The 24,302-nt window shown below is 41.6% G+C and carries 19 protein-coding genes and 2 pseudogenes; 7 read left to right on the forward strand and 14 right to left on the reverse strand.

Annotated elements, in window-relative coordinates; all coding sequences use genetic code 11:
* Window positions 1-1,907 (forward strand): response regulator (locus tag RT034_RS09795; protein WP_313016259.1); only part of this gene is annotated, 1,907 nt, incomplete at its 5' end.
* 123 nt (window positions 1,908-2,030) lie between these two features.
* Here RT034_RS09795 and RT034_RS09800 read toward each other — a convergent pair.
* From RT034_RS09800 to rpmH, 8 genes are all read right to left on the reverse strand, one after another.
* Window positions 2,031-2,699, reverse strand: coding sequence for a riboflavin synthase (locus RT034_RS09800; RefSeq protein WP_313016261.1), 669 nt, complete (start codon window positions 2,697-2,699; stop codon window positions 2,031-2,033).
* 466 nt (window positions 2,700-3,165) lie between these two features.
* Window positions 3,166-4,245, reverse strand: coding sequence for a bifunctional diaminohydroxyphosphoribosylaminopyrimidine deaminase/5-amino-6-(5-phosphoribosylamino)uracil reductase RibD (gene ribD, locus RT034_RS09805; protein ID WP_313016264.1), 1,080 nt, complete (start codon window positions 4,243-4,245; stop codon window positions 3,166-3,168).
* A gap of 8 nt (window positions 4,246-4,253) precedes the next feature.
* Window positions 4,254-4,778: a transcriptional regulator NrdR gene (nrdR, locus tag RT034_RS09810; protein WP_313016266.1), complete on the reverse strand. Its 525-nt coding sequence runs from the start codon at window positions 4,776-4,778 to the stop codon at window positions 4,254-4,256.
* Window positions 4,779-4,810: 32 nt separating this feature from the next.
* Window positions 4,811-6,202 (reverse strand): tRNA uridine-5-carboxymethylaminomethyl(34) synthesis GTPase MnmE, encoded by a 1,392-nt coding sequence (gene mnmE, locus RT034_RS09815; protein ID WP_313016269.1) that lies wholly within the window; start codon window positions 6,200-6,202, stop codon window positions 4,811-4,813.
* Between the two features lie 159 nt (window positions 6,203-6,361).
* The gene (gene yidC / locus RT034_RS09820; RefSeq protein WP_313016271.1) at window positions 6,362-8,053 is read right to left on the reverse strand and encodes a membrane protein insertase YidC; all 1,692 of its coding nucleotides are present in this window, start codon (window positions 8,051-8,053) and stop codon (window positions 6,362-6,364) included.
* 181 nt (window positions 8,054-8,234) lie between these two features.
* Window positions 8,235-8,534, reverse strand: a complete 300-nt coding sequence (yidD, locus tag RT034_RS09825; RefSeq protein ID WP_313016274.1) for a membrane protein insertion efficiency factor YidD — start codon at window positions 8,532-8,534, stop codon at window positions 8,235-8,237.
* Window positions 8,535-8,597: 63 nt separating this feature from the next.
* Entirely contained in the window at window positions 8,598-9,035 is a 438-nt protein-coding gene (rnpA, locus tag RT034_RS09830) for a ribonuclease P protein component (protein WP_060994940.1), read from the reverse strand.
* Between the two features lie 224 nt (window positions 9,036-9,259).
* Window positions 9,260-9,394, reverse strand: coding sequence for a 50S ribosomal protein L34 (rpmH, locus tag RT034_RS09835; protein WP_050326012.1), 135 nt, complete (start codon window positions 9,392-9,394; stop codon window positions 9,260-9,262).
* A 501-nt stretch (window positions 9,395-9,895) separates the two neighbouring features.
* Between rpmH and dnaA the strand changes: the two genes are divergently transcribed.
* From dnaA to RT034_RS09860, 5 genes are all read left to right on the forward strand, one after another.
* The gene (gene dnaA / locus RT034_RS09840; protein ID WP_313016278.1) at window positions 9,896-11,236 is read left to right on the forward strand and encodes a chromosomal replication initiator protein DnaA; all 1,341 of its coding nucleotides are present in this window, start codon (window positions 9,896-9,898) and stop codon (window positions 11,234-11,236) included.
* A 104-nt stretch (window positions 11,237-11,340) separates the two neighbouring features.
* Complete coding sequence (gene dnaN, locus RT034_RS09845) at window positions 11,341-12,516, forward strand: DNA polymerase III subunit beta (RefSeq protein ID WP_065253946.1); 1,176 nt, start codon at window positions 11,341-11,343, stop codon at window positions 12,514-12,516.
* A 52-nt stretch (window positions 12,517-12,568) separates the two neighbouring features.
* Window positions 12,569-13,741 carry a DNA replication/repair protein RecF gene (gene recF / locus RT034_RS09850; RefSeq protein ID WP_313016281.1) on the forward strand — a complete coding sequence of 391 codons (1,173 nt, stop codon included), beginning with the start codon at window positions 12,569-12,571 and terminating at the stop codon, window positions 13,739-13,741.
* Window positions 13,742-14,003: 262 nt separating this feature from the next.
* Window positions 14,004-16,496, forward strand: coding sequence for a DNA topoisomerase (ATP-hydrolyzing) subunit B (gene gyrB, locus RT034_RS09855; protein WP_313016283.1), 2,493 nt, complete (start codon window positions 14,004-14,006; stop codon window positions 16,494-16,496).
* Window positions 16,497-16,591: 95 nt separating this feature from the next.
* The gene (locus RT034_RS09860) at window positions 16,592-17,182 is read left to right on the forward strand and encodes a manganese efflux pump MntP (protein WP_313016285.1); all 591 of its coding nucleotides are present in this window, start codon (window positions 16,592-16,594) and stop codon (window positions 17,180-17,182) included.
* 540 nt (window positions 17,183-17,722) lie between these two features.
* On the opposite strand, the pseudogene RT034_RS10845 reads toward RT034_RS09860, so the two are convergent.
* Window positions 17,723-18,103: pseudogene (locus RT034_RS10845) on the reverse strand (glycine zipper domain-containing protein); the annotation flags it as partial.
* A 48-nt stretch (window positions 18,104-18,151) separates the two neighbouring features.
* Window positions 18,152-18,616, reverse strand: a pseudogene (locus RT034_RS10850) (hypothetical protein); the annotation flags it as partial.
* A 488-nt stretch (window positions 18,617-19,104) separates the two neighbouring features.
* On the opposite strand from RT034_RS10850, the gene guaA reads away from it, so the two are divergent.
* The gene (gene guaA, locus RT034_RS09870) at window positions 19,105-20,688 is read left to right on the forward strand and encodes a glutamine-hydrolyzing GMP synthase (protein WP_313016288.1); all 1,584 of its coding nucleotides are present in this window, start codon (window positions 19,105-19,107) and stop codon (window positions 20,686-20,688) included.
* A 75-nt stretch (window positions 20,689-20,763) separates the two neighbouring features.
* Here guaA and RT034_RS09875 read toward each other — a convergent pair whose 3' ends face one another.
* The 4 genes from RT034_RS09875 to erpA all read right to left on the reverse strand — a co-directional run bounded on the left by RT034_RS09875 (window position 20,764) and on the right by erpA (window position 24,251).
* Entirely contained in the window at window positions 20,764-21,288 is a 525-nt protein-coding gene (locus RT034_RS09875) for a disulfide bond formation protein B (RefSeq protein WP_313016290.1), read from the reverse strand.
* A gap of 120 nt (window positions 21,289-21,408) precedes the next feature.
* Window positions 21,409-22,974 carry a glutamate--cysteine ligase gene (gene gshA, locus RT034_RS09880; protein ID WP_313016292.1) on the reverse strand — a complete coding sequence of 522 codons (1,566 nt, stop codon included), beginning with the start codon at window positions 22,972-22,974 and terminating at the stop codon, window positions 21,409-21,411.
* A 222-nt stretch (window positions 22,975-23,196) separates the two neighbouring features.
* Window positions 23,197-23,553, reverse strand: a complete 357-nt coding sequence (locus tag RT034_RS09885) for a roadblock/LC7 domain-containing protein (protein WP_050326054.1) — start codon at window positions 23,551-23,553, stop codon at window positions 23,197-23,199.
* 365 nt (window positions 23,554-23,918) lie between these two features.
* Window positions 23,919-24,251 (reverse strand): iron-sulfur cluster insertion protein ErpA, encoded by a 333-nt coding sequence (erpA, locus tag RT034_RS09890; RefSeq protein ID WP_050326059.1) that lies wholly within the window; start codon window positions 24,249-24,251, stop codon window positions 23,919-23,921.
* Window positions 24,252-24,302: the final 51 nt, after the last annotated feature.

Raw genomic sequence — 24,302 nt, forward strand, 5'->3', positions numbered from 1 at the left:
ATATTCAGACTTATGCGACCTTACCCGTGACCAATCTACAGCGAAATCTGTATTTTGATTTACGCATTACCCCGTATTATAACCGTTTTGGTCAACTACAAGGTTATAGCTGTGGCTTACAAGATACCACCGATTATCACGATAAGCTGCAAAAAGCGTGGGTCGAAGATAAATTTACTACTGATAAACTAACCAATTTTAATAAAATGTGGGCGGTAGTGGGGCATGAATTGCGTACTCCACTCAGTGGTCTAGTCGGCATGATAGATCTACTTGCTGAAGATAAAGCACAGTTTAATAGCGAGCAACAAGAAACCATCGCAACCCTGCAACAATCTAGCTATACCATGATTCAACTGCTCAATGATATGCTTGATGTGGCCAAATTAGACGCAGGCAGGCTACAAACCAATGTCACGTCTATTGATCTCTTGCAGTTACTACGCCAAACCACTGGACTGATGGTTGGTAACGCCCGACGTCAAAAAATTAGTCTGTATATTTTTGTGGACCCATTTACCCCACGTTTTATTGATTGTGATGAGGGCAAATTACGCCAAATTATTTTAAACTTATTGACCAATGCGGTAAAATTTACCAAAGAGGGCTACGTGGCTATCACGGTTGATAAAACCGATAGCCGTCACCCATTAATCGCGGCTAAAACCAGCCAAAATATGACTGTCAGCAAAGATTGGTTAAAAATAACGGTAAAAGATACCGGTTTAGGTATTAGCGAAAAAGACCAACAAAAATTATTTTCCTACTTTGAACAAGCCAATGATTCCATTAGTCGGCAGTTTGGCGGTACAGGACTTGGTTTAGCTATTTCCAATAGTTTTTCACATTTATTGGGTGGCTTTATTCATTTAGAAAGTCAATTTGGTCAAGGCAGTGAATTCCAATTATTTTTACCGATTCCAAAGTTTAGTCTGCAACCTGTTTACCAACATAAAACCAGGAATTTAAGGGTAACACTCATTCTTATCTCGCCATTTTCTATCTTTGAGCGAGCGAATAAAGTTTTAAATTATGTGGAATTATCGCACCATATCTTCACAACTATTGATGAAACCGTTATCAATACGATTAATAACCTTAATTTGCAAGGCTTGGTTCCTGTCTTTGTGATTGATGATGCAGCACTCAAAGCCAACAACCATTTATTAAATAATATTCATTTTTATAATGATGCGATTAAAATTATTTTAAGTATTGAATCACCTAAAACTCTGCCACCCGAGCTGCAATTACAATTTGATGGGTATTTGCAAAAACCTGCGTCTTTAAGCATGCTGATTGCTGAGGTGAATCATCTATATGAGTTAAAAATCAAAAAAGAAAAAACCAATACCCATCTGCCCGTACAACTAGCCTTTAAGCAATTTTTGCAGCAGTACCCCCGCCCCTCTAATTCTAGCGTTAACGTAGCATCCGCAACGCCCCCCGTTAATAATTCTAATCTGTTATTGGATGGACCAATTCAAGTGGTTGATGAGGGTCACACCAATCTTGAGAGCCCAAACGATGCGCATTCTTCTAGCCAAAAATTGATATTGATAGCAGAAGACAACCCGGTTAATCAAAAAATTGCCAAAAAGCATTTGGAAGCCTTGGGTTATCGCTATCTTGTAGCATCCGATGGCGAGCAAGCAGTTAAGTTACTCAGCGAAAATCGTCAGCAAATCGGCCTTGTGTTGATGGACTGTCGCATGCCAATTCTAGATGGTATTGAAGCAACGCGTATTATTCGCCTCAATAAAGATAGTGTGCCGATTGTTGCCTTAACCGCCAATGATTCTGATGATGATAGAAATATCTGTTTAGAAGCGGGCATGGACAGTTTTTTGACCAAGCCTATCAACAAGCAAAAACTCATCGAAGCCATCAATCATTACATGGTCTGAGACAATAAAAAAAGACCAGGTTAACTTGGTCTTTTTTTGTTTGAAGCAAAACGTTATGAGGGTCGAGTTTTAAAAGTAAATTGGTTGGTGGTTCTTTGTCCATCATTATAAAGCAGTTGCGCTCTATTTGCTAAACCCATTTTGTTGTAGGAAGCTTAATGTAATGCCTTCATGGTTAGAATTTGAGAGGTTGTCTGGTGTTGACACAAGAAGTTTTTCTAAATATCTAGCTACCACATCCACCTCGATGTTGACTTTTGTTGCTACTTTCCAATGTCTGCTTATGTTGGTGACCTGCGCTGTATGAGGGATGATATTTAAACTAATCACATTACCTTCCACCAAATTACTGGTCAGGCTAATACCATCGACTGTTACAGAACCCTTGGTAGCGACATATTTGGTAAACTCGCTTGGAATCTCAATTTCTATATAAATCGAGCGCGAATCATTTTTTATCAGTTTAACCGTACCCGTGGTATCAACATGACCGGTGACAATGTGCCCGCCAAATCGTGTAGTAGGCAACATGGCTTTTTCAAGGTTTACTACATCGCCAACTCGCCATTGTTGCATCGCTGTTTTATTGAGTGTTTCACGTGAAACATCAACAGCATACCAGTCTTTACCTTGCTCTACAACAGTGAGACAAATCCCGTTACTTGCAATCGAGTCACCTAATTTAACATCAGCAAAGTCCAAATAGTCAGATTGAACTTTTAAGCGTATATCACCCTGTGTTGGCGTAATGGCAACAATTTTTCCAGTAGCTTCAATAATACCTGTGAACATTGTTTATCCTATTTATTTATAATATTAATGCATTTTAATGTACTTTTACAACTATCACAAACATAAAATATTATTTAGAATAATTAAATTATAATCAGCTCTCAGATATAATTTAAATTGGTCATCAGGCGTTCAAAAAATTAAAATGATAGAGGTAGCTTTTGGTGGATAACTTACCATCATAGACTACTTATGACCTTATTTATCTACTTATCCACTGGTCTTAATTGTGATAGATTACGGGTGTTTTGTACTATGTTTCATGTGAAACACCGCTTATAGTCTAGTATTGTAGTAAAACATAGCTTTAATGACTGTTTCATGTGAAACACTTATCCACAAAGAAAATCTACTTTTAACGCTTTCATTAAATTTAGCTAACAATGTGGATAAGTTTTAAAAAGCGAAAAATATAATAATTTAACTATTTATTTTCAGCGAGATTTGTCCAACCCATTATGTGTATTTACTTATCAAAACGATAGGTTAATTTGATATCAGTCCCCATTGTTTCATGTGAAACTAACGAAGCGATAATTTGCTGGTGGATATGCTGTGCATTAAAGTTAATCATGGGCTTAGCACTGTTACCCAAAAAGCATGGCGCTTGATACACGACTAATTCATCCACTAGACCTTGTTGTAAGAAACTAGCAGCGACCGTTGCACCTGCTTCAACTAGCACATCGTTAATTTGGTAATTGTCTTTTAAAGTGTTGAGTAGTGTGGTTAAACTCATAGTTGAATCTTGGATAAGCAAGACGGGACGATGGGTGATTTGGCTTTGATACCATGTATCCGTCATTTGGATACGTTTACGACGGTCTAGCACTACCAATAGCGGCTGTGGTATATCGTCTAAATTTACCCCTAATTGCTGACTACGGATATTTAGCGCAGGATGGTCTTGTAGGATGGTTTCGCTACCCGTGATAATCGCCCCTACCTGCGCTCGTAAACGCTGTACATCCTCGCGTGATTGGTCGCTGGTTATCCATTTTGACTCACCATTTGCCATCGCAGTGCGTCCATCCAGACTTGTCGCTATCTTTAAGCGCACAAAAGGCAAGCCGCCACGCATGACCTTAAAAAAGCCTTCATTTAATTGATAAGCCGCTTGCTCACAAATACCGGTAATGACTTCGACACCCGCCTGCTGCAGTTTGGCAATACCGCCACCATCGACTTTAGGATTAGGATCGACAACAGCAATCACAACACGGCTGATACCCGCTTTGATTAGCGCATCAGCACAGGGCGGGGTACGTCCATGATGGCTACAAGGCTCAAGGGTGACATATGCTGTTGCACCTTGCAATTGCTTGGCATCATGCTCATACGCTTGGCGAAGGGCAAAAACTTCGGCGTGGGGTTGTCCTGCTTGATAGTGAAAACCTTCGCCAATGATTTGATTATCTTTGACAATGACACAGCCGACACTAGGATTGGGACGGGTGGTGAAACGTCCTTTTTTAGCCAGCTCAATGGCGCGTGACATATAGTATTGGTGCTGATAGCGCTCAGCAGGGGATAAAGTTGCCGTCATAATAAAACTTAGGATTGTAGATGTTTGAGCTTGTGTGGGTGAGTCAAATCTTCGATACGTTGATCAATTTCTTGTTTATTGGCGTCCGTGGTGAGGTTTGACACCATGTGTTTGAAGGCTTCAATATCTTGAAAATCACGATATACGCTAGCAAATCGAACATAGGCGACATCGTCAATTTGGCTTAGCTCTTTCATGACGATTTCACCTAAAATTTTACTTGGCACCTCACGCTCACCGAGCTGCCTGAGCTGTTTTTCAATACGGCTAATCATGGCTTCAATGTTATCGGTTGATATTGGACGTTTTTGTAACGGTAGCTGCACTGAGCGACGCAGTTTTTGTCCATCATACGGCTCGATACGCCCATTGGATTTGATGATACGGGGCATGACCGCTTCGATAATTTCAAAGGTGGTAAATCGCTCTTGGCACGCGGTACACTGACGACGACGGCGTACCTGCGCACCTTCTGCCGCGAGTCTTGAATCAATGACTTTGGTATCTTCAGCATTACAAAATGGACAGTGCATGCGATTTCCTAGCTAAGTTTAAACCTTTTAATTTATTTACCAATACAAAAACTGCCAAAAATCTTACCCAATAAATCATCGGCGGTAAATTCACCGGTGATTTCGTTGAGGCTAATCTGTGCTTGGCGTAGGCTTTCCGCCACCAATTCACCGGCATGAAACAAATGCAATTGCTCATCGGCTTCTTGCAGCGCCATTTGGGTACGGCGCAGCGCATCAAGATGGCGGGTTCGTGCAATCAAGCTATTTTCAGGGGGATGAAAACCGACTTTATCACAGATTTGATTGACCAATTCTTCAAGCCCTGTACCATATTTACAAGACACATAGACGGGGTAATAAATCTGCGCTTGTGATGAAAATTGCTTGGGCAAATTTTGGTAATTGTCGGATAAATCAATTTTGTTGGCAATCATTAATATCGAATTGGCATTGGGTAAGCTACCAAATAATTCGGTCGCCAATCGTAACGGCTCATGCTCACGGTGCGCATCATACACCATAAGCAGTAAATCAGCTTGGGTGATGGCTTGTCGTGCTCGCTCAATGCCCGCCTGTTCAACGATATCATCGGTTTGGCGCAGCCCAGCAGTATCGGTCAAATTTAGCGTTAGGCCGTTTAACACAATGGTTTCTTGCAAAATATCGCGAGTTGTCCCGGCAATATCGGTCACAATCGCACGCTCTTGACCTGCTAGGCGATTGAGCAAGCTAGATTTTCCCGCATTGGGTCGCCCGGCAATCACAACTGAGACACCATCTCGCAGTAATTGCCCTTGTTTGGCAGTGGCTAACACATTGTTTAATTGCTCACAAACTTGGCGTAATTGCTTGGCGATATGCTCATCTGCCAAAAAATCAACCCCTTCTTCATCGGGGAAATCAATAGCGGCTTCAACATACAGCCGTAGCTGAATTAACTGCTCAAGCAGCGCATTAATTTTTTGTGAAAACTCACCGGTCAATGAGCGCATGGCACTTTTTGCGGCAGCCACACTGGTGGCATCAATGGCATCAGCAATCGCTTCTGCTTGTACCAAATCAAGCTTATCATTATCAAAAGCCCGCGCTGAAAACTCGCCCGCTACCGCTTGATTTGCACCCAATTCAAACACACGGGTCAAAAGCTGCTGCTGCAAAATCATACCACCGTGACCTTGCAACTCAATCACATCTTCACCGGTAAAAGAATGGGGGGCAGGGAAATATAACACCAATCCCTCATCAATCACCATATCATCACTATCATAAAATCGGCAAAAATGGGCAAATCGCGGTTTGAAAGCTTGACGACCGGTTAACGCCAAGGCAATTTGGTAACTGTTTGGACCTGATAGGCGTATCACACCAACCCCGCCACGACCGATTGGTGTTGCAATGGCGGCAATGGTTGAAGTAAGCGCTGTCTGAGAGTTATTTAACATAATTTTTTACAATCTAACATTTTGGGTAGTCAGCATTGACTTAATGCTGATATTTTAACATCCGTTCACTGATTACAACATGATTATTTTTTGCCAAAAAAAACCCTTTAAACAAATGTTTAAAGGGCGGTTAAAGTATTAAATTAAGGTACGATAGATTTAAACCACGTTACGTGCTGCCTCTTTTGCTGCTTGCTCACGCTCAACTTTTTTATTGATAAAGTATTGCTGCGCCATACTAAACAAGTTGTTGACCGTCCAATAAAGCACTAGACCCGCTGGGAAAAATAGCATAAACACGGTGAAAATAATCGGCATAAATTTCATCACACGGGCTTGCATAGGATCTTGCGGCTGTGGGTTTAGCATCTGCTGGAAAAACATCGCCGCGCCCATAATCAGTGGCAAGATAAACAATGGATCCATAGATGATAAGTCACGAATCCAACCAATCCAAGGGGCATGGCGTAATTGGACCGATTCGACCAGTACCCAATACAACGCCAGGAAAATCGGCATTTGCAGCAATACAGGTAAACAACCTGCCATCGGATTGACTTGTTCTTCTTTGTAGATGCGCATCATCTCTTGTGACATACGCATACGGTCATCACCATATTCTTCTTTTAAGGCTTGCAACCTTGGGGCAACTGCGCGCATTTTTGCCATCGAGTGATAGCTTTTATTGGCAATTGGCATCAATGCGATTTTAACCAATAAAGTGAGTACAATAATTGACCAACCCCAGTTGCCCAATACTTTATGCACATTATCCAAAATCCAAAATAGCACTTTTGAAATCGGCCATAAAATACCGTAATCAACAGTTTTATCTAACCCCTCTGCCAAAGGTTTTAAGTTGGTTTGAATTTTTGGACCGGCATACAAGGCAGACGTTAATGTCACTTGTTTGTTGGGAGCAACTGACACAGGGTTACTGGTAAACCCGATGATGTGATCTTTGCCAGCTTCACGGCTATAAAAATTTGCTGTGTAATCCTTTGGCATCCAAGCGGTGACGAAATAGTGCTGTACCATGCCAATCCAGCCTTTATCACTGCTGGCTTTTAAACCCTCATTGAAATTACCAAACTTGAGTTTGTTATAAGGCTGATCTGGTGTACCCCATGCGCCCCCTAGGTAAGTCGATAGGCTAATTGCGCCTTTGTCACCTTTACCCGGGTCTTCACTATTATCACGTTTTAACTGCGCATACATTTGTCCTTGCCAAGGCTGCGTGCCGTTATTGGTGATGTTATAGCTAACGTTGATAGGATATTGACCTTTGGTAAACTTATACGATTTGATGATAGTTACACCATCTTTTTGATAAGTTAAAGGAACGACCAATTCGGCTTGATTGGGCTGCATGACAAATTGGTTACTAGGCGCGGTAAAAATCGCACGACCATTGCTATTATCAATACCATTGGCGCCAATCAACCCTGACTGAGCCACATATACGCGATTACTATCTTCTTCAAGGAGTACAAATGGCTGTTTGCTATCTAATGTTTGAGTCTGCTCTCGAAGCGCGGCGTACACCACATCGCCACCGACTGGATTAATACGAATATCGTATTTATCCGTCATCACGCTAATGAGCTGTGCGCCCGTTTTCTGGGTAGTGGGAGCGGCGGTTGGTGTGGTTGCTGTTGCGGTTGGAACATCGCCCGTTGGCGTACTTGAAGTCCCCGCCACTGGCACATCATTGCTACTGACCGCTGTGGTTGTTGGGGTTATCGCCACGGGTTTATTTACATTGGTATAATCATCCCGCCATGCCAGAATCAGCAAATAACCCGTAATTAACATTGCGATAATAATCAATGTCCGTAAAATTTTTTGCATATATAGCTATCCTATCTAATGATATTGCTTGAAATCACTAGTTGCTAATAAAGGAAAAACAATTAAAAAATAGAAGACATTCTACTAAAAAAAAGTTAAAAAAGATATTCCATAAATAGTTGACTCAATTACGCTATTTAAGACTCGCAACAAGTTTTTATAATTTCATCAACCCAATAAATTAATGATAGTGATAAGCATATACCAAAAAGTAAGACGGCAATGTGTCAATATAATGATAACGGTAGCGATATAATGGCTTAGGGACAAAATCAATGCCATGCCCACCCCAAGGATGACAACGTGCGATACGCTTGGCTGTTAATAATCCACCCTGGTACCCGCCATGTAATCTTACCGCCTCTAAACCATAACTAGAACACGTTGGATAAAAGCGGCAACGAGGTGCCAACCAGGGACTAATCAAACGCTGATAAAATATAATCATCAACAGCAAAAATTTTGCTAATAATTTATCCATGGATTAAACCCAGATTTTTTATTACCTTCATTGGAGTAAAGATATTACGAACTGCCGCTAAAATTAATTCCGCTTCAACTTTCCAATCTTATCATTGATTAAGTTAAAGCCCATCGCTAATTGCTGGACAATTGCTTGATTTTGCATATCATCGGAAAACTGCTTGATAGTTAATAAAATATCAACTTGGGCATTTAGCTGGTGCTGATGCAATCGAAAATACTCTCGCGTTAATCGCTTAATACGATTTCGTTCATGGGCACGTTTGACTTTCTTTTTAGTAATCGCAAGACCCAACCGATTTACTGCAGCTTGTCTTTGGCTATCAGCTAAAACCACTTTGACGAATAACAACAGATTAGGTTGATGAATTTTAAAAACGACAACATGCTGTGACTGATCTTCACCAGTTTTGGTATGACGACCCGACATCGCTTTAAAATCTTTGGGTGTTAGCAGCCGCTGTGATTTATCAAATTTAAAAGGTTTGTCTGCAGTCATGAGGATAAGTCCAAATCAATACCAAAGCACCATTAAAAGCTATCAAGATTTGATGGATAGGGTAAAAATAGGCTGAAATAATAGAGTAGGGGAGTACGCTAAGCGTAGGTTACGAACGGACTTCTAGGATAACAATAAAAAAAGCGATATAAGAAGTATATCGCTTTTTACTATAACCTGTTTTAATGTCAACATTATCATTAAATCAAGTTAAGAAATAGACATTACACCGTTAAACGATGACGGCCTTTAGCGCGACGACGAGCTAAAACTTGACGCCCATTCTTAGTAGCCATACGAGCACGGAAACCGTGAGTACGTTTACGTTTGATTACGCTTGGTTGGAAAGTGCGTTTCATGCGATTCACCTTGGCTAAATTTACGTGATATTTAACCGATAGCGGTTAAAATACAAAATTTCAAAACAGTTAATCTAGTATTATCCTTAATTTTAACCAATAGGTCAAGGATAACTAAGATTATTGGTTAATTTCTTTCTTTAAATCACAGACGCAATCAATTATTTTGTTTATTTAAAATAACATTTTTGTATAACAAATACCATTCAACAAAAGTTATCCACAAAAAATTATTTTATTATTATATATTTAATAAGTATTATTTATTATTATTAAGCAGGTCTATTTCTGTGGATATTTAACTAAAAATAATAAAAAAACAAATATTTGCCATGTTGATAAGTATGTATATAAACCGTTGATAGCTTGTTAGTAATTTCCTGTTTTTACTTATCAACAATTATATCCACATTGTTATCCACAATAATTTTATTTGTAAAATCGCTGTTTTATGATACATTACACCAATTTTGAAGATGCTTGGATTAGGAAAGCAAAGTTATGGCTGATGCATTATGGCTTAAGTGCGTTGACGAATTAAAATATCAAGTACCTGATAATATTTTTACCATGTGGATTCGCCCATTATCCGCCTCGATGCATAATAACACGATGGTTGTCAATGTACCTAACCAGTACTTTGCCAGTTATGTTGAAAAAAATCATTTAAGTCAAATTCAAACGATTTTACAACAGCTTGAGCCAACCTTACCGATTCAGGTGCAAATTCAAATTGATAAGGGTAACGCAATCACCGACGCCGTTAGTAAACAAGAGTTTGGTGAGCAAAAAGTGACACTGGTAAAAACTGAGCAGCAACGCTCCTTTCAGTATATCGATCCGCATTTTACGTTTGACCAATTTGTAACCGCAAAATCCAATCAAATTGCTTATAGTATTTGCCGAGAGACTGCCAACAACTTGGGTCAATCTAAAAATAATCCGCTGTTTATTTATGGTGCGACAGGTTTGGGAAAAACCCATTTGATGCAAGCAATTGCCCATGAGATTTTAAAGCAAGGCAAAAGTTTTTATTACTTTACGTCCGATAAGTTTGTCAACCAGCTGGTGCATTCATTAAGAACACAAAAAATCGATGAGTTCAAAGATAAAATTAAAAAAGCCGATTTGTTGATTATTGATGATATTCATGTGATTGCCGGCAAGCAAAAAAGTAGCGAGCAGTTTTTGCTATTACTTAATGATTTTATGAGCAAAAATAAACAGGTGATTTTGGCATCCGATAAACACCCGAGTGCCCTCACTGATTTTGACGAGCGTTTAAAGTCACGTCTAGCTTGGGGGGTGGCCGTGGCGTTAGAGCCGCCAGAGCTAGAAACCCGTATTCAAATTTTGCAAAAAAAATCCAAGGCGCAAGAGGTGATTTTGCCAAAAGATTGCGCTATTTTTATCGCTCAGCATATCATCGCCAATGTGCGAGAATTGGAAGGCGCGCTCAACAAAGTTCTAGCTATTTCTCGTTTGCTCAATCAGCCTATCCATTTAGAACTGGTACAAATGGCGTTAAAAGATTTGATTGCCATGCGTGTACAAGCGGTCAGCATGGATAATATTCGTAAAGTTGTTGCTGAGTTTTATGATATCTCAGTCAAAGACTTAATGGGTAAAAAGCGTTTACGTCATATCGCTCGTCCGCGGCAAGTGGCTATGAGTTTAGCACGTGAACTAACCAACAACAGCTTTACAGAAATTGGTCAATCATTTGGCGGTCGCGACCATACCACGGTGATGCACGCCTGTGAGAAAGTTCAAGAACTTTGTGTCAGCGATCTGATGTTTGATAAGGATTATCGCTCATTAAAATTAATGTTACAGACCTAGTATTTTGTTAACTCGATTAAAAAGATTTTTAGTCAATTACCCCGTATAATAAGTTTTAATTTTTCCATTTGTTATAACCATTCATTTTGATTTGAGGCGGTGCCATGCAATTAGTAATCTCTCGCGATTTGTTATTACAAGCGATTAATTTAATTTCAAAAGCCGCTGACAAACGCCATAACATGGTGATTTTGGGAAATATGAAATTGGCGTTAACCGACTCTCAATTGGTGATGGTAGCGTCAGATTTGGAGCTTGAATTACAAGCCACCCTTAATTTGCCAGCATCGGCGTGTAAACAACCAGGTGAAATCACCGTTCCTGCCAACAAATTCAAAGATATCGTAAAATTATTGCCCGACGGTTTACCGGTCTCTATCACTGTCGCTAACGACAATCAGTGTTTAATTGTCTGCGGTAGTAGTCGTTTTAAACTCAGCACCTTGCCTGCCCAAGACTTTCCCCTATTGGGTGAGCCCGAGCAAGTCACGCCTATTCAATTGGGCCGTGAAGACCTAGTCGATTTGCTCGATAAAACGCATTTTGCGATGGCAGTGCAAGACGTGCGTTACTATCTCACCGGTATGCTGTTTGAGGTTAAAGAGCGGCAATTGGCGACAGTATCGACCGATGGTCACCGTTTGGCATTGGCACGTACTGTGATAGCGTGTGATGAGAGCGTGGCACTTGATGCAATTTTACCAAGAAAAGCTGTACTTGAATTACAACGTTTGTTAGCAGAGCTTAAACGCATGCTACCGAATCAAGACAATAAAATCACCCTCAATGTCGGCCGTGAATTTTTACAAGTCTTACTACCCTTTGGTGAAGTCGATAGTACAGGACAGCTAAAAAATGCCATCATGGTGGCTTTTACCGCCCGTTTGATTGATGGTAAGTTCCCTGATTATCGCCGCGTCATGCCGTCGTCAACCAACAAACTTGCCCGTATCAGCCAAGAGCAATTAGCGAATGTGCTTCGCCGCGTGGCTATTTTGAGTAATGAGAAATCGCGTGGCGTGATTTTTGATTTTTCAGGTGATAACAATTTGATGGTGCGTGCTAGCAATGCTGAGCAAGATGAAGCCAGTGAGCAGCTTGAGGTTAAATACCAAGGTGAGCCATTAGAGATATCATTCAATGTGGCTTATTTACTAGATGTACTTAATGTATTGCAGGGGGAAATTGACTTTCATATGAGCCAAGCCAATGCTTCGGTATTGGTTCAACAAGTCAACGACAGCAAACATGAGTTTGTGGTTATGCCAATGCGTATTTAGTCAGCGGGCATATTTTTTTCAATTTAGTGATGAGTAGTGACGTAGATAAATCATGCAAATTATTGAATTAGCTATTCATCATTTTCGCAATCTTCACACGATTGAATTACAACCCAGCAGTTGTAATGTGTTCTTGGGTCAAAATGGCAGCGGAAAAACGTCACTATTAGAAAGCATCTATTTATTATCGCGCGGCAAAAGTTTTCGCCATCATCAACCGAGGCATTATATTGAGCATGGTTTTAGCGATACGACGGTTTTTGCTAGGCTCAATGATGATCAAACAGTCGCTATTGCCAAATCCCAAGACGCTACCACGCAATTGCGACTCAATGGGCAGTCGCTTGTCACCCAAAGCCCACTTGCGCAGCTGCTACCCACACTATTACTCGAGCCTGTGAGCCTTGCACAGCTAGAGGACGGTAGTCAAGCAAGGCGTGAAATGTTAGATTGGTTAGGATTTCACGTGGAACAATCATTTCATCCCAATTGGCTGTCTTATCAGCGTCTATTAAAACAGCGCAATAGCTTATTAAAGCAAAATGTTGGCAACGCCTCATTAACCAGCCTGCAACAGCAAGAGCTATCCGCTTGGGATTACCAGCTCAGTCAACATGCAGAAAAAATTCACCAAGCAAGGTCCCTCATCATTGAACAATGGCAGCCCCATTTTTTGGCGCAAGTGCAAAAATTTTTACCCCAGTATGCCGAAAAATTACGATTGCGTTATACACCGGGATTTGATACTGAAGCTGGGTTAGCAGCGACCTTAGCCAATCGTTTAGCGTCTGACATTGAGCTTGGCTATACGCGTATGGGATGCCATCGGGCTGATATCAATATTGTGCTAGATTTAGTGCATACCGATGCAGCAGGGCATAAACACAAGCAGACATTGCTTGCCATCGATATGCTGTCACGGGGTGAAAAAAAATTATTGGTCATGGCGCTTCGCTTATCGCAATTGCCGTTACTCAATCAGGTCGATAAAGTACCTTTGGTATTGGTAGACGATATCACAGCGGAATTGGATAATAATGCGCTTATGTTGTTATTAACTGGCTTAAAACAAGTGAATTCACAGCTGTTTATCACCAGTCTTACCCAAAATATCGTTGAGACTATTCAAAAGATTTGGCAGGATAATGTCAAACTGTTTCACGTGGAACAGGGAAGTGTTAGACAATTACCGCTTGAAACACAACCTATTCAAAACGACCTATAAAAACCAATAACATTTTCAGGTAACTAAGTTTAAATGATTAAGTATTTTTTCAAACTGATGTAACTTAAACTCCCTCTTTTCTAGCTCAGCTAAATCACTATTTTGCCTCTCATAAGCAGGGATATTCAGTGACTTTTCCCCTAAAATTTGCTACAATAAACCCTTTATTTTTCGCCAAAAAACTAAGAAAAAAATCAACGATTTTGACCATAAAATCGAGTATGTTCTGACGTTTTTGCCATGCAAAACTTATGGAGTCATCATGACTGATACATCTGCGAATGTAGCCGATCAGACACAACAATCTATTACCCAATCAAGTCATCAAGAAAATAAAGCCTATGGTTCTGACAGTATCCGCGTACTTCGTGGCTTAGAAGCCGTCCGTGTACGCCCTGGTATGTACATTGGCGATACCGATGATGGCACAGGTTTGCATCATATGGTGTTTGAAGTGGTAGATAACGCCATTGATGAAGCCTTGGCGGGTCACTGTGATCAAATTGACATCATCATCCACGAAGATGAATCGGTCAGCGTCAAAGACAATGGACGCGGTATTCCTGTCGATATTCACCCAGAAGAAGGAGTGTCAGCCGCGCAGGTTATCATGACAGTACTGCATGCGGGCGGTAAATTTGACGACAACAGTTATAAAGTCTCAGGTGGGTTGCACGGTGTCGGTGTGTCAGTGGTTAATGCGTTATCAAAAAAACTGGTGCTCGATATCTGGCGTGACGGTTACCACTATAGCCAAACGTATGCCGATGGTGAGCCCGTAGCGCCTATCGAGCAGCTTGAAGCCACCCAGCAAACAGGTACACAAGTGCGTTTTTATCCAAGCGATGATATTTTTACAGGCACGATTTTTGATTTTGAAATTCTCGCCAAGCGCTTACGCGAATTGTCGTTTTTAAACTCGGGTGTACGCATCGTATTGACGGATGAGCGCGATGACAAACGCCATGAGTTTGAACACGTTGGCGGTCTATCTGAATTCGTTCATTACATCAATGCGGGCAAAACTGGGCTAAATGAGGTGTTTCATTTTACCAGTGAAGAAAATGACGGTATCAGCGTCGAAGTGGCATTGCAATGGACAGATAGCTACAACGAAAAAGTATTATGCTTTACCAACAATATCCCGCAAAAAGATGGCGGTACCCATCTTTCTGGTTTTCGTTCGGCATTAACACGCTGCCTAAATAGCTATATGGATAGCGAAAACTTGATGAAAAAAGAAAAAGTTGCGGTAACAGGTGACGATGCGCGGGAAGGTTTAACGGCGATTATTTCTGTCAAAGTACCTGACCCAAAATTCTCAAGCCAAACCAAAGACAAACTAGTATCGAGTGAAGTCAAACCCGCGGTTGAATCAGCCATGCACGATAAGTTTAGCGCTTACTTGCTTGAAAATCCCAATGCTGCCAAAGGGATTGCTGGTAAAATCATCGATGCCGCCCGTGCGCGAGAAGCGGCGCGTAAAGCTCGTGAAATGACCCGCCGTAAAACCACCCTTGATATCGCAGGTCTGCCAGGCAAACTTGCTGATTGCCAAGAAAAAGACCCTGCGATGTCAGAGCTGTACATTGTGGAAGGGGACTCGGCAGGTGGTTCTGCCAAACAAGGGCGTAACCGTAAGATGCAGGCGATTTTGCCGCTGAAAGGTAAAATTCTAAACGTAGAACGTGCGCGTTTTGATAAGATGCTATCGTCGCAAGAAGTGGGTACCTTGATTACCGCATTGGGTACAGGCATCGGGCCTGATGAGTATAATCCTGATAAATTACGCTATCACAAAATTATCATCATGACCGATGCGGACGTGGATGGTTCACATATTCGCACCTTGCTCCTGACGTTCTTTTTCCGTCAAACCCCAGAGTTATTAGAACGTGGTCATATTTATATTGCGCAGCCACCGCTGTATAAAGTGAAAAAGGGTCGTCAAGAATTGTATGTCAAAGATGATGAAGCGTTAAAAGCCTATTTATTGTCATCAACCATTGATGATACCCAGCTGCATTTAAGCGAAGGTACGCCTGCGGTAACCGGGCAAGCGCTAGAAACCTTGCTCAATGATTATAACCAAACTCAGACCATCAAAAACCGCTTGCAAATCAAATATCCAAGCGCCGTATTGGATGCGTTGGCAATCACCAGCAAACTTAGCATGCCAATGATTGAAGATGAAACGCAAATGCGAAATTGGGTAGAAGCGTTAGCGCAGAATCTGGCCGTGACGGCAGACGGATTAGACCCACAAATTGAATTAGAGCCCTTTAGCAAACAAGAAGGCGATCATCAAAAAACCTATTATCTACCGCGCGTGACGATTTTTATCCATCAGTTGCCACACGCCTACTTATTAGATACCGCATTTATTGGTTCAGGTGAGTATAGCCGTTTGCATCGCTTGACCAGCCAGTGGAAAGACATGTTGTCAGATACCGCTTATATTGCTAAAGGTGATAAAAAACTGCCGATCAAAGACATGGGTTATCTATGGCAATTTATCATGAGTGATGCGCGCCGTGGTTTAGCGATTCAGCGTTACAAAGGGTTAGGAGAGATGAACGCTGATCAATTATGGGAAACCACGATGGATCCAGAAAACCGCCATATGCTAAAAGTCACCATTGAAGATGCGATTGCTGCTGACCATTTGTTCTCGTGTCTGATGGGGGATGATGTAGAACCGCGTCGTGCCTTTATTGAGGAGAACGCGTTAACGGTGACTAACTTAGATATTTAACCCAATTTTAGAGTCGTGTTTTAATACAATGGAAACCACCTTATGTTGTAATAAGGTGGTTTTATTTCAGCTTGAATTTTTAAAAGAGATATCACATGATTGCTTTATTACTGCTAGCGATAGCCTTATCGATGGATGCCTTTGCTGTAGCGATTGGATTGGGTGCCAAACACCGTCAAGATACGACCAAAATTGCACTTATGGCAGGCGTATATTTTGGCGTCTTTCAAGGTTTAATGCCTTTGATTGGTTATCTCGGTGGACGTTCAATCTTAGGATTTATCGCAAATTGGGCGCCTTGGATCGCCTGCATTATTTTGGTAGGGCTTGGTGGAAAAATGCTGTATGAAGCCTTATCTGACGATGATGAAGATACGTCATCACAAGACTCTACTCCGCACAATATTGCTTTAGATATCGCCAATGATGCCAATGTTGTCATTACGCATAAAACCATGACTACTTTAGCGATTGCAACCAGTATTGATGCAATGGCAGCTGGATTTACCTTAAATTTAATCCCCATCAATCCTTATGTATCCTGTGCGGTAATTGCCGTGGTAACAGGTATTTTTAGCTTTATCGGCGTATTTATGGGTAAGCAATCAGGCACGTGGCTTGAGAGTAAGGCTGAAATTTTTGGTGGGCTAGTGTTAATCGGTATCGGCATCAAAATGGTAATTTAATAGATCAGCTTTTTTGTCTCGGATTTTAACAATTCAAATAAAAAAGACTTTCAAATTAATGAAAGTCTTTTTTTATGTTAAGCTAACTTAATCAAAAGATTAACGCTCAATACGATACCATGCATCACGGGCTGCTAGGCGAGCTTGGTCCCAAGTCAAACGTGAGCTACCTTTGAATTGTTCCCAATCATTGCGTAAGTCATTTTCAACACTTTCAAACTCATTAGCGGTATTAAAATGATGACGGGCACGGTAACCATAATCATACGCTGAGCGATAGTCGGTATCGTAATCATAGCCTTGGGTATAGTAAGTCGTGGTATTGTAGTTATTGCGCCAGTAGGTATCTTCTTCTGTATTACCTTCAAGCGTATTTGCTACGGCATTACCTGTGGCTGCACCTGCTACGGCACCAATTGCACCACCCACCACTGAACCTACGGGACCACCTACCGCACCAATCGCTGCGCCTGTAGCGGCACCGGCTGCCATACCTGTACCACTGGCAACAGGGTTAGCTTCTTTACGTTGTTCGCCTGCTTCAGTTGGATTGACTGCTTCACCGACTTCATGACCTGCTGCCCCGCCAGCTACAGCGCCAATCGCGCCACCCACTAAGGTACCGACAGGACCGGCTACTGAACCAACGGCTGCACCGGCTGCTGCACCGCCTAGTGCTCCAGAACCACTGGCAACTGGATGAGGTTTTTCGTAAGCATCTTCAGCAGTAGTAGGATTGACTGCTTCACCAACTTCATGCCCTGCCGCACTACCTGCTACAGCGCCGATAGCGCCACCCACTAAGGTACCAACAGGACCGGCTACTGAACCAACGGCTGCACCTGCTGCGGCACCACCTAATGCACCTGTACCAGTAGCAACAGGATGACCTTTTTCTTCACCTTCTGCATAGCCATCCACCGTACGAAGACGTGGTGAATATTCTTGACCAGCAATACGCGCGTCTGTTCTATCCCAACCATCACGAATGGCTTCTTTGGCATCTTCCCATGCAAGACGTGAATTACCTTTTACTTCATGCCAGCTACGTTCAAGGTCTGATTCAACACTGTCAAACGTTGTACCGGCTGGGTATTTTGCACGATTGGCATAACCGACGGCATAAGCTGGTTGATAGTCAGTGGTATAATCATAACCATCTTTATAGTAGGTTGTTTGTGAATAGGTATCGTTCCAATAAGTATCTTCAATAGTTGGGTCAATCGCTTCACCTGCAGCGTGACCTGCAGCACCACCAGCGATCGCACCAATTGCGCCACCGATTAACATACCTAATGGACCACCAATAGCACCAATAGCTGCACCCGCAGCTGCACCACCCATACCGCCTACTGCGGTACCGATTGGATGTGAGCCTGGTTCACCAGTGATAGGGTCGCGGTTTAAGTCTGAATTATTAATATTATCTACCATGATTGTATCCTCATTTGAAGTTTTTTTATCCAAGCCATACTAGTATTTAGAAAAAATTTTTAATACGGCTGTTATTTTTATTGTCGAAAAACGATTAAACGTGACGTTAAATTAAAATCAATTAAAATCAATTTTTCGTAAAACCGTTTTAAGTTATTACCCTTTCATAATAATAAATTTTTGCGGCCAGTCTGTAGCAGTATGAGCAATTTTTTCGTAGAGTTTGGTAAACCTAAAGCCTATTAGATGATGTTTGTGTAACAAAGATAATCAATTGGTGAAAGAGATACAAAAAAACGCAAGTAAAGACTGTTTATCAGAGAAATTTTTTAAGAAAAATTTTTACTTAAAACATTCATATAGCTATTCTTCACCCTATAAAAATCAGCAAATAAAGCCATTAATTGATACAATAACCAACCATGAATTTTTGAAACCTTTTAGCATCGGTTCAGTTAAGCTATTTACCTAAATTTAAAGAGGCTTGTATGTCAACATCCAACAACTCAATCAAACAAGACCGTATTTTGGTATTGGATTATGGTTCACAGTACAGTCAACTGATTGCGCGCCGCGTGCGTGAAGCAGGGGTATTTTGTGAAATGTACCCATACGATATCGAAGCACAGCGCATTCACGACTTTGGTGCAAAAGGGGTTATTTTATCGGGCGGTCCAGAGAGCGTGTATGCAGAAAATAGCCCAAAAATTAATGACGCCGTATTTGATATCAATGTGCCCGTACTAGGCATTTGCTATGGTATGCAGGCGATGGCAGATCGGTTTGGTGGTAAAATTGAAGCCAGCAGTCACCAAGAGTTTGGCGCTGCTATCATTGAAAAAACCGCTCAAGATAGCTTCTTTAAAGGCATTGAAGATGAGCCCAACAAATTACACGTTTGGATGAGTCATGGCGATAAAGTCGTTGAGTTACCTGCAGGCTTTGAAGTGACTGCCAGAACCCCAAGCTGTCCAATTGCTGCAATGGCAAATGAAAGCAAGCATTATTATGGGGTGCAGTTTCATCCAGAAGTGACCCATACGCTGCAAGGTGAAGCATTGATTAGCCGATTTGTACACCAAATCTGTGGCTGTGCCAATGCGTGGACGCCGGATAACATCATTGAGATGCGTGTGGCGCAGTTAAAAGAACAAATTGGCGATGAGCAAGTGTTGTTGGGACTTTCGGGCGGCGTAGATAGCTCAGTAGTAGCCGCACTGCTTCATAAAGCGATTGGCGAGCAGCTAACCTGTGTGTTTGTTGACAATGGTTTGTTACGCCTACATGAAGGCGACCAAGTGATGCAAATCTTTGCTGAAAACATGGGCGTTAAAGTCATTCGCGTGGATGCTGAAGAACGTTTTTTAACCGCATTAGCCGGCGTTAGCGATCCAGAAGCTAAACGTAAAATCATTGGCAAAACCTTTATCGATGTGTTTGCAGATACCGCACGTGAACTGTCGGCTGAGGGCAAAGGCATTCAATTCTTGGCACAAGGTACCATTTACCCCGATGTCATTGAATCTGCAAAAAGTCACCAAGGCAAAGCGCATGTGATCAAGTCGCACCACAATGTCGGTGGCTTGCCAGAAGATTTGCAATTCAAACTCGTTGAACCCTTACGTGACTTGTTTAAAGATGAAGTGCGTAAGCTCGGCGTGACATTAGGGTTACCTGAAAAAATGATTTATCGTCATCCTTTCCCAGGTCCAGGTCTAGGTGTGCGTATTTTGGGTGAAGTGAAAAAAGAATATGCCGATATTTTGCGTCAAGCCGATGCCATTTTTATGCAAGAGTTGGAAAAATCTGGTTGGTATGATAAAACCGCACAAGCGTTTGCGGTGTTCCAACCGGTAAAATCAGTGGGCGTGGTCGGTGATGGTCGCCGCTATGCGTGGGTGATTGCGTTACGAGCGGTTGAAACCATCGACTTTATGACAGCACGTTTTGCGCATTTACCGTATGATTTAATTGAAACCGTGTCCAATCGCATCATGAATGAAATCAAAGAAGTATCACGTGTGACCTACGATATCTCAAGTAAGCCACCAGCGACCATTGAATGGGAATAAAGCGACTAAAAAAGCTAATAAAAAAAGGCGATTGATTATCGCCTTTTTTATGGGTTTAACCCACGACCGATAGCGTTATCGAGTATTGCTTTGACGTATCGCCAAAACAATCATCACCAGTAAAATGCTAAAAAATCCTAGTGATAATTCTGGGATACTAAAGCCTAAAAACGTCCAATCAATCACCGCACACTCGCCAGAACCTTTAAACACTTCTTTCAACACTTGGGCAATCGGCAACGTATCCATCCAATAGTCTAACCCAGGGCCACATGAGGGGACTTGGTCAGGTGGCAGGTGTTGAATCCATACATGGCGAATCGCCACAGCAATTGACCACAAAATGCCGAGCAGCGCGCCAGACATCAACAAAATCTTTGCCCAAGCTTGTTTTGGATTGAGCAAAAAGGCGATAAACGCAAAAATCCCCATCACAATCAAACCCACTCGCTGAAAGATACACAGCGGACACGGGTCTAGTTTTACCACCCCTTGCAAATAAAAATAGGCGAAACTCATGCCAATAATGCTGGCTAACGTCAATAGTCCTGCCAGTCCCCGATAACTTAACAAGCTGTGGGTCAATGAAGCATCACGCATAAAACAACCATCAAACAATTTAGTGAAAAAGAATAAGCCAAACCATAGCGCTTAGAATCTTAGAAATTTAACCCTACAAAATAATCAGCCCAACAATACCTACTAATTAGCACCTACTGATTAGCGAAATTGACCCACATAGGCATAAAAATCTTGTGTGTCATTGTGCTCGATATCGGCTTGCTCACGCACAGAGTTTTTGGCAAGCTGCTCAAAGTAAGTCATTTGCTCAGGGACTAATCCTTGATGTCTTAGACGATTGGCATGCATTTGCGCCAGTGACTTACCAAACTGCCAGCTACTATCAAAGCGTTCGGTATCGGCTAGCACTTGCGCTGATAGGGTGTTGTCTGGATTTTGCGCTTTTGCCATCATCGATTGCCACGCGTTGCGGTAATCATTGCTACCATAGGTGACATCCATGAGTTCTGATAGCTTACGCATACCTAGCAAATGCTGTAGTAGCCAGTCTTTAAATGCGACTTTCCCCGCCATTGTATCAATCATTAAGTTTGGCTCGCGCCCTTGATTGACAATTTTTTCTTGGTTTTGAGCAAGTAGGGCATCTTCATCGGGCAATAAGTCAGGACTATCCAGCAATAGACAGTACAACGCCAAAATTTCCATAAAACAGGCAGTATTTAAGCTGATACCGATTTCGCTGTACGGATCTAAGTCAATCGCTCGGAGTTCAACATAAGCGATCCCGCGCTTGGCTAAGGCATCACTGGGGTTTTCGCCAGGTTGGGTAATTTGTTTGGGTCGAATCGGGCTATAGTACTCGTTTTCAATCTGTAAAATATGGTCATTGATTTGAATGGGATAGCCATTGTCATCATCAAGTCCCAACGCGGTAAAATTAGGATGGGGCGTGTGGATGGCATTACGCAAACCCGCCACATATTCATCGAGACTGTTGTAGCGGATATCTAAATCATCTTGTACGCTATTTTGGTAACCCAGTTTGCCCATACGCAGGGAGGTAGCGTTGGGTAAATAGTAGGTTGATGCGTTCATTGGCTTTAGCGGATGCTCGCGACCCTTTAAAAAACACGCGCACACGGCAGGACTTGCACCAACCAAGTACAGTACCATACCACTTAGACGCTTGAAGTTACGAATCAGACCCAAGTATTTTTCATTTTTAAATTCAGTTAATGACTGGGTATCACCTAACTGCTGTTGCCAAGCGGTGAATAAATTATCACCAAATGATAAATTATAATGCAATCCAGCAATGGTCTGCATACGGCGACCATAGCGAATGCCCAAACCGTGACGATATAGGGTTTTTAGTCTACCTGAGTTTGAGGTGCCATAGTCGGCCAGCAAAATATCTTCATCACCCGAAATCATACAAGGCATCGACATCGACCAAAATAGCTCGTCATCGGTCAAAGCATTTTGAACAACAATATGCAAATCACGCAGCATATCAAGCGCTTCTTTCACCGTGGGTTTTGGCTCAGTAATTAGCTCTAACAAGCTTTCGGCATAGTCAGTAGTGATAAAAGGGTGAGTGAGTTTTGAGCCAAGCTTGGCAGGGTGTGGGGTAGTGGCGATATATCCCTCAGGGCTCATACGTAAGCCTTCTTTTTCAATACCCCGAAGCATGCCATGAATGTTTTCAGCGGTCAGCCAAGTAGGTAGCTGCAAAGAAGTACAAGTTTGAGGCGCTTGAGTCATAGTTATCCTAATATTATTTTTAATTGTGTGAAATTATGCCACCAAATTTAGGCAAACACTATCAAAATATCGTGATGACGAAATTACCAATTGCGATATTCACCAAACGTAAAAAACCCACAGTAATAATACCGTGGGTATGATAAAAACTATCGTATTACTCGATTACTCGATTAACTGGTAATTTTTACTTGATATCTGTCACTTTTAATGAAAAAGGCATTAAGAGAAATCTAATTCAGTCTCAAACCCTTTTAATTCATGACGCGCCATGGCTAAGTTTGATTTTTGACGATCAAGTACTAGGTACAAGAATAGGTTTTCGTTACGGACTAGCGGACGGATTAAGTGATATTGTTTACTTAATGTGATTAGGATGTCTTCGATATTATCATTAAGGTTTAAAGCTTTAGAAGCTTTACGTTTTGCACGTACTACTTCAGTGTTTCCCGCTGCTGCAACTTCAAGGTCGATACCATTACCCGTTGTGGCAAGGGCTAGACCTGATTCGCTGTCAACCAATGCAGCTGCAATAAAACCATCGATGTTATTGAGTGAGTCTAAAGATAATTTAGCCATGATAAGCTCCTTGGTATTATTAAATTAATAATAAAGATTGCTTAATAATCATTGCTTAGCTAACAAACTTAAATCATTAACACATTTAACGTTAAGTAATTAACAAGAATAAATTAATGCCAACCTATATTAGGGTACTTGATGATAACACTTAGGTGTTATTACGCTGTAGATCACACCATTATTAGGGATAAAGGCTGACAACACAAATAAAATCTGATAAACGCTAAAAAAATGTAGATGATTTTGTTCGAAAGTAACCAATAACGGAAAGGCTAAACTTAATCATGACTGACTATATTTAAGGCAAAGCTCTTTCATCATTCAAACAAACTAAACAAGCTAAGCAAACAAACCAGGTCAAATTAGATGGAAAATGACGAACCACAACCACAAGTCGTAGTGGCGTTTGGATTGTTGACGGTAAAACGTGAGCCTTCTAATCCTTCCACATAATCAATGGTTGAGCCATGTAGATATTGGTAGCTCAAACTATCAACGACCAGTGCTACATCATCGTTGCTAAAGGTAGCATCATCATCGCCCAAGTTCTCTTCAAAATTAAAACCATACGAAAAACCTGAACAGCCACCACCCGTCACATATACGCGTAGCATCAAGTCGTTATTGCCTTCTGAATCACGTAGGCTACGCACTTTTTTGGCAGCATTATCGGTCAAGGTCATGCCATCAACCATACTATCAGTTACGGTATCACTCATCGGGGTATTCCTTATAAAAACTTTTTT

The organism is Moraxella sp. CTOTU48841, assembly GCF_032061225.1.
GTDB classification, from domain to species: Bacteria; Pseudomonadota; Gammaproteobacteria; order Pseudomonadales; family Moraxellaceae; genus Faucicola; species Faucicola cinerea.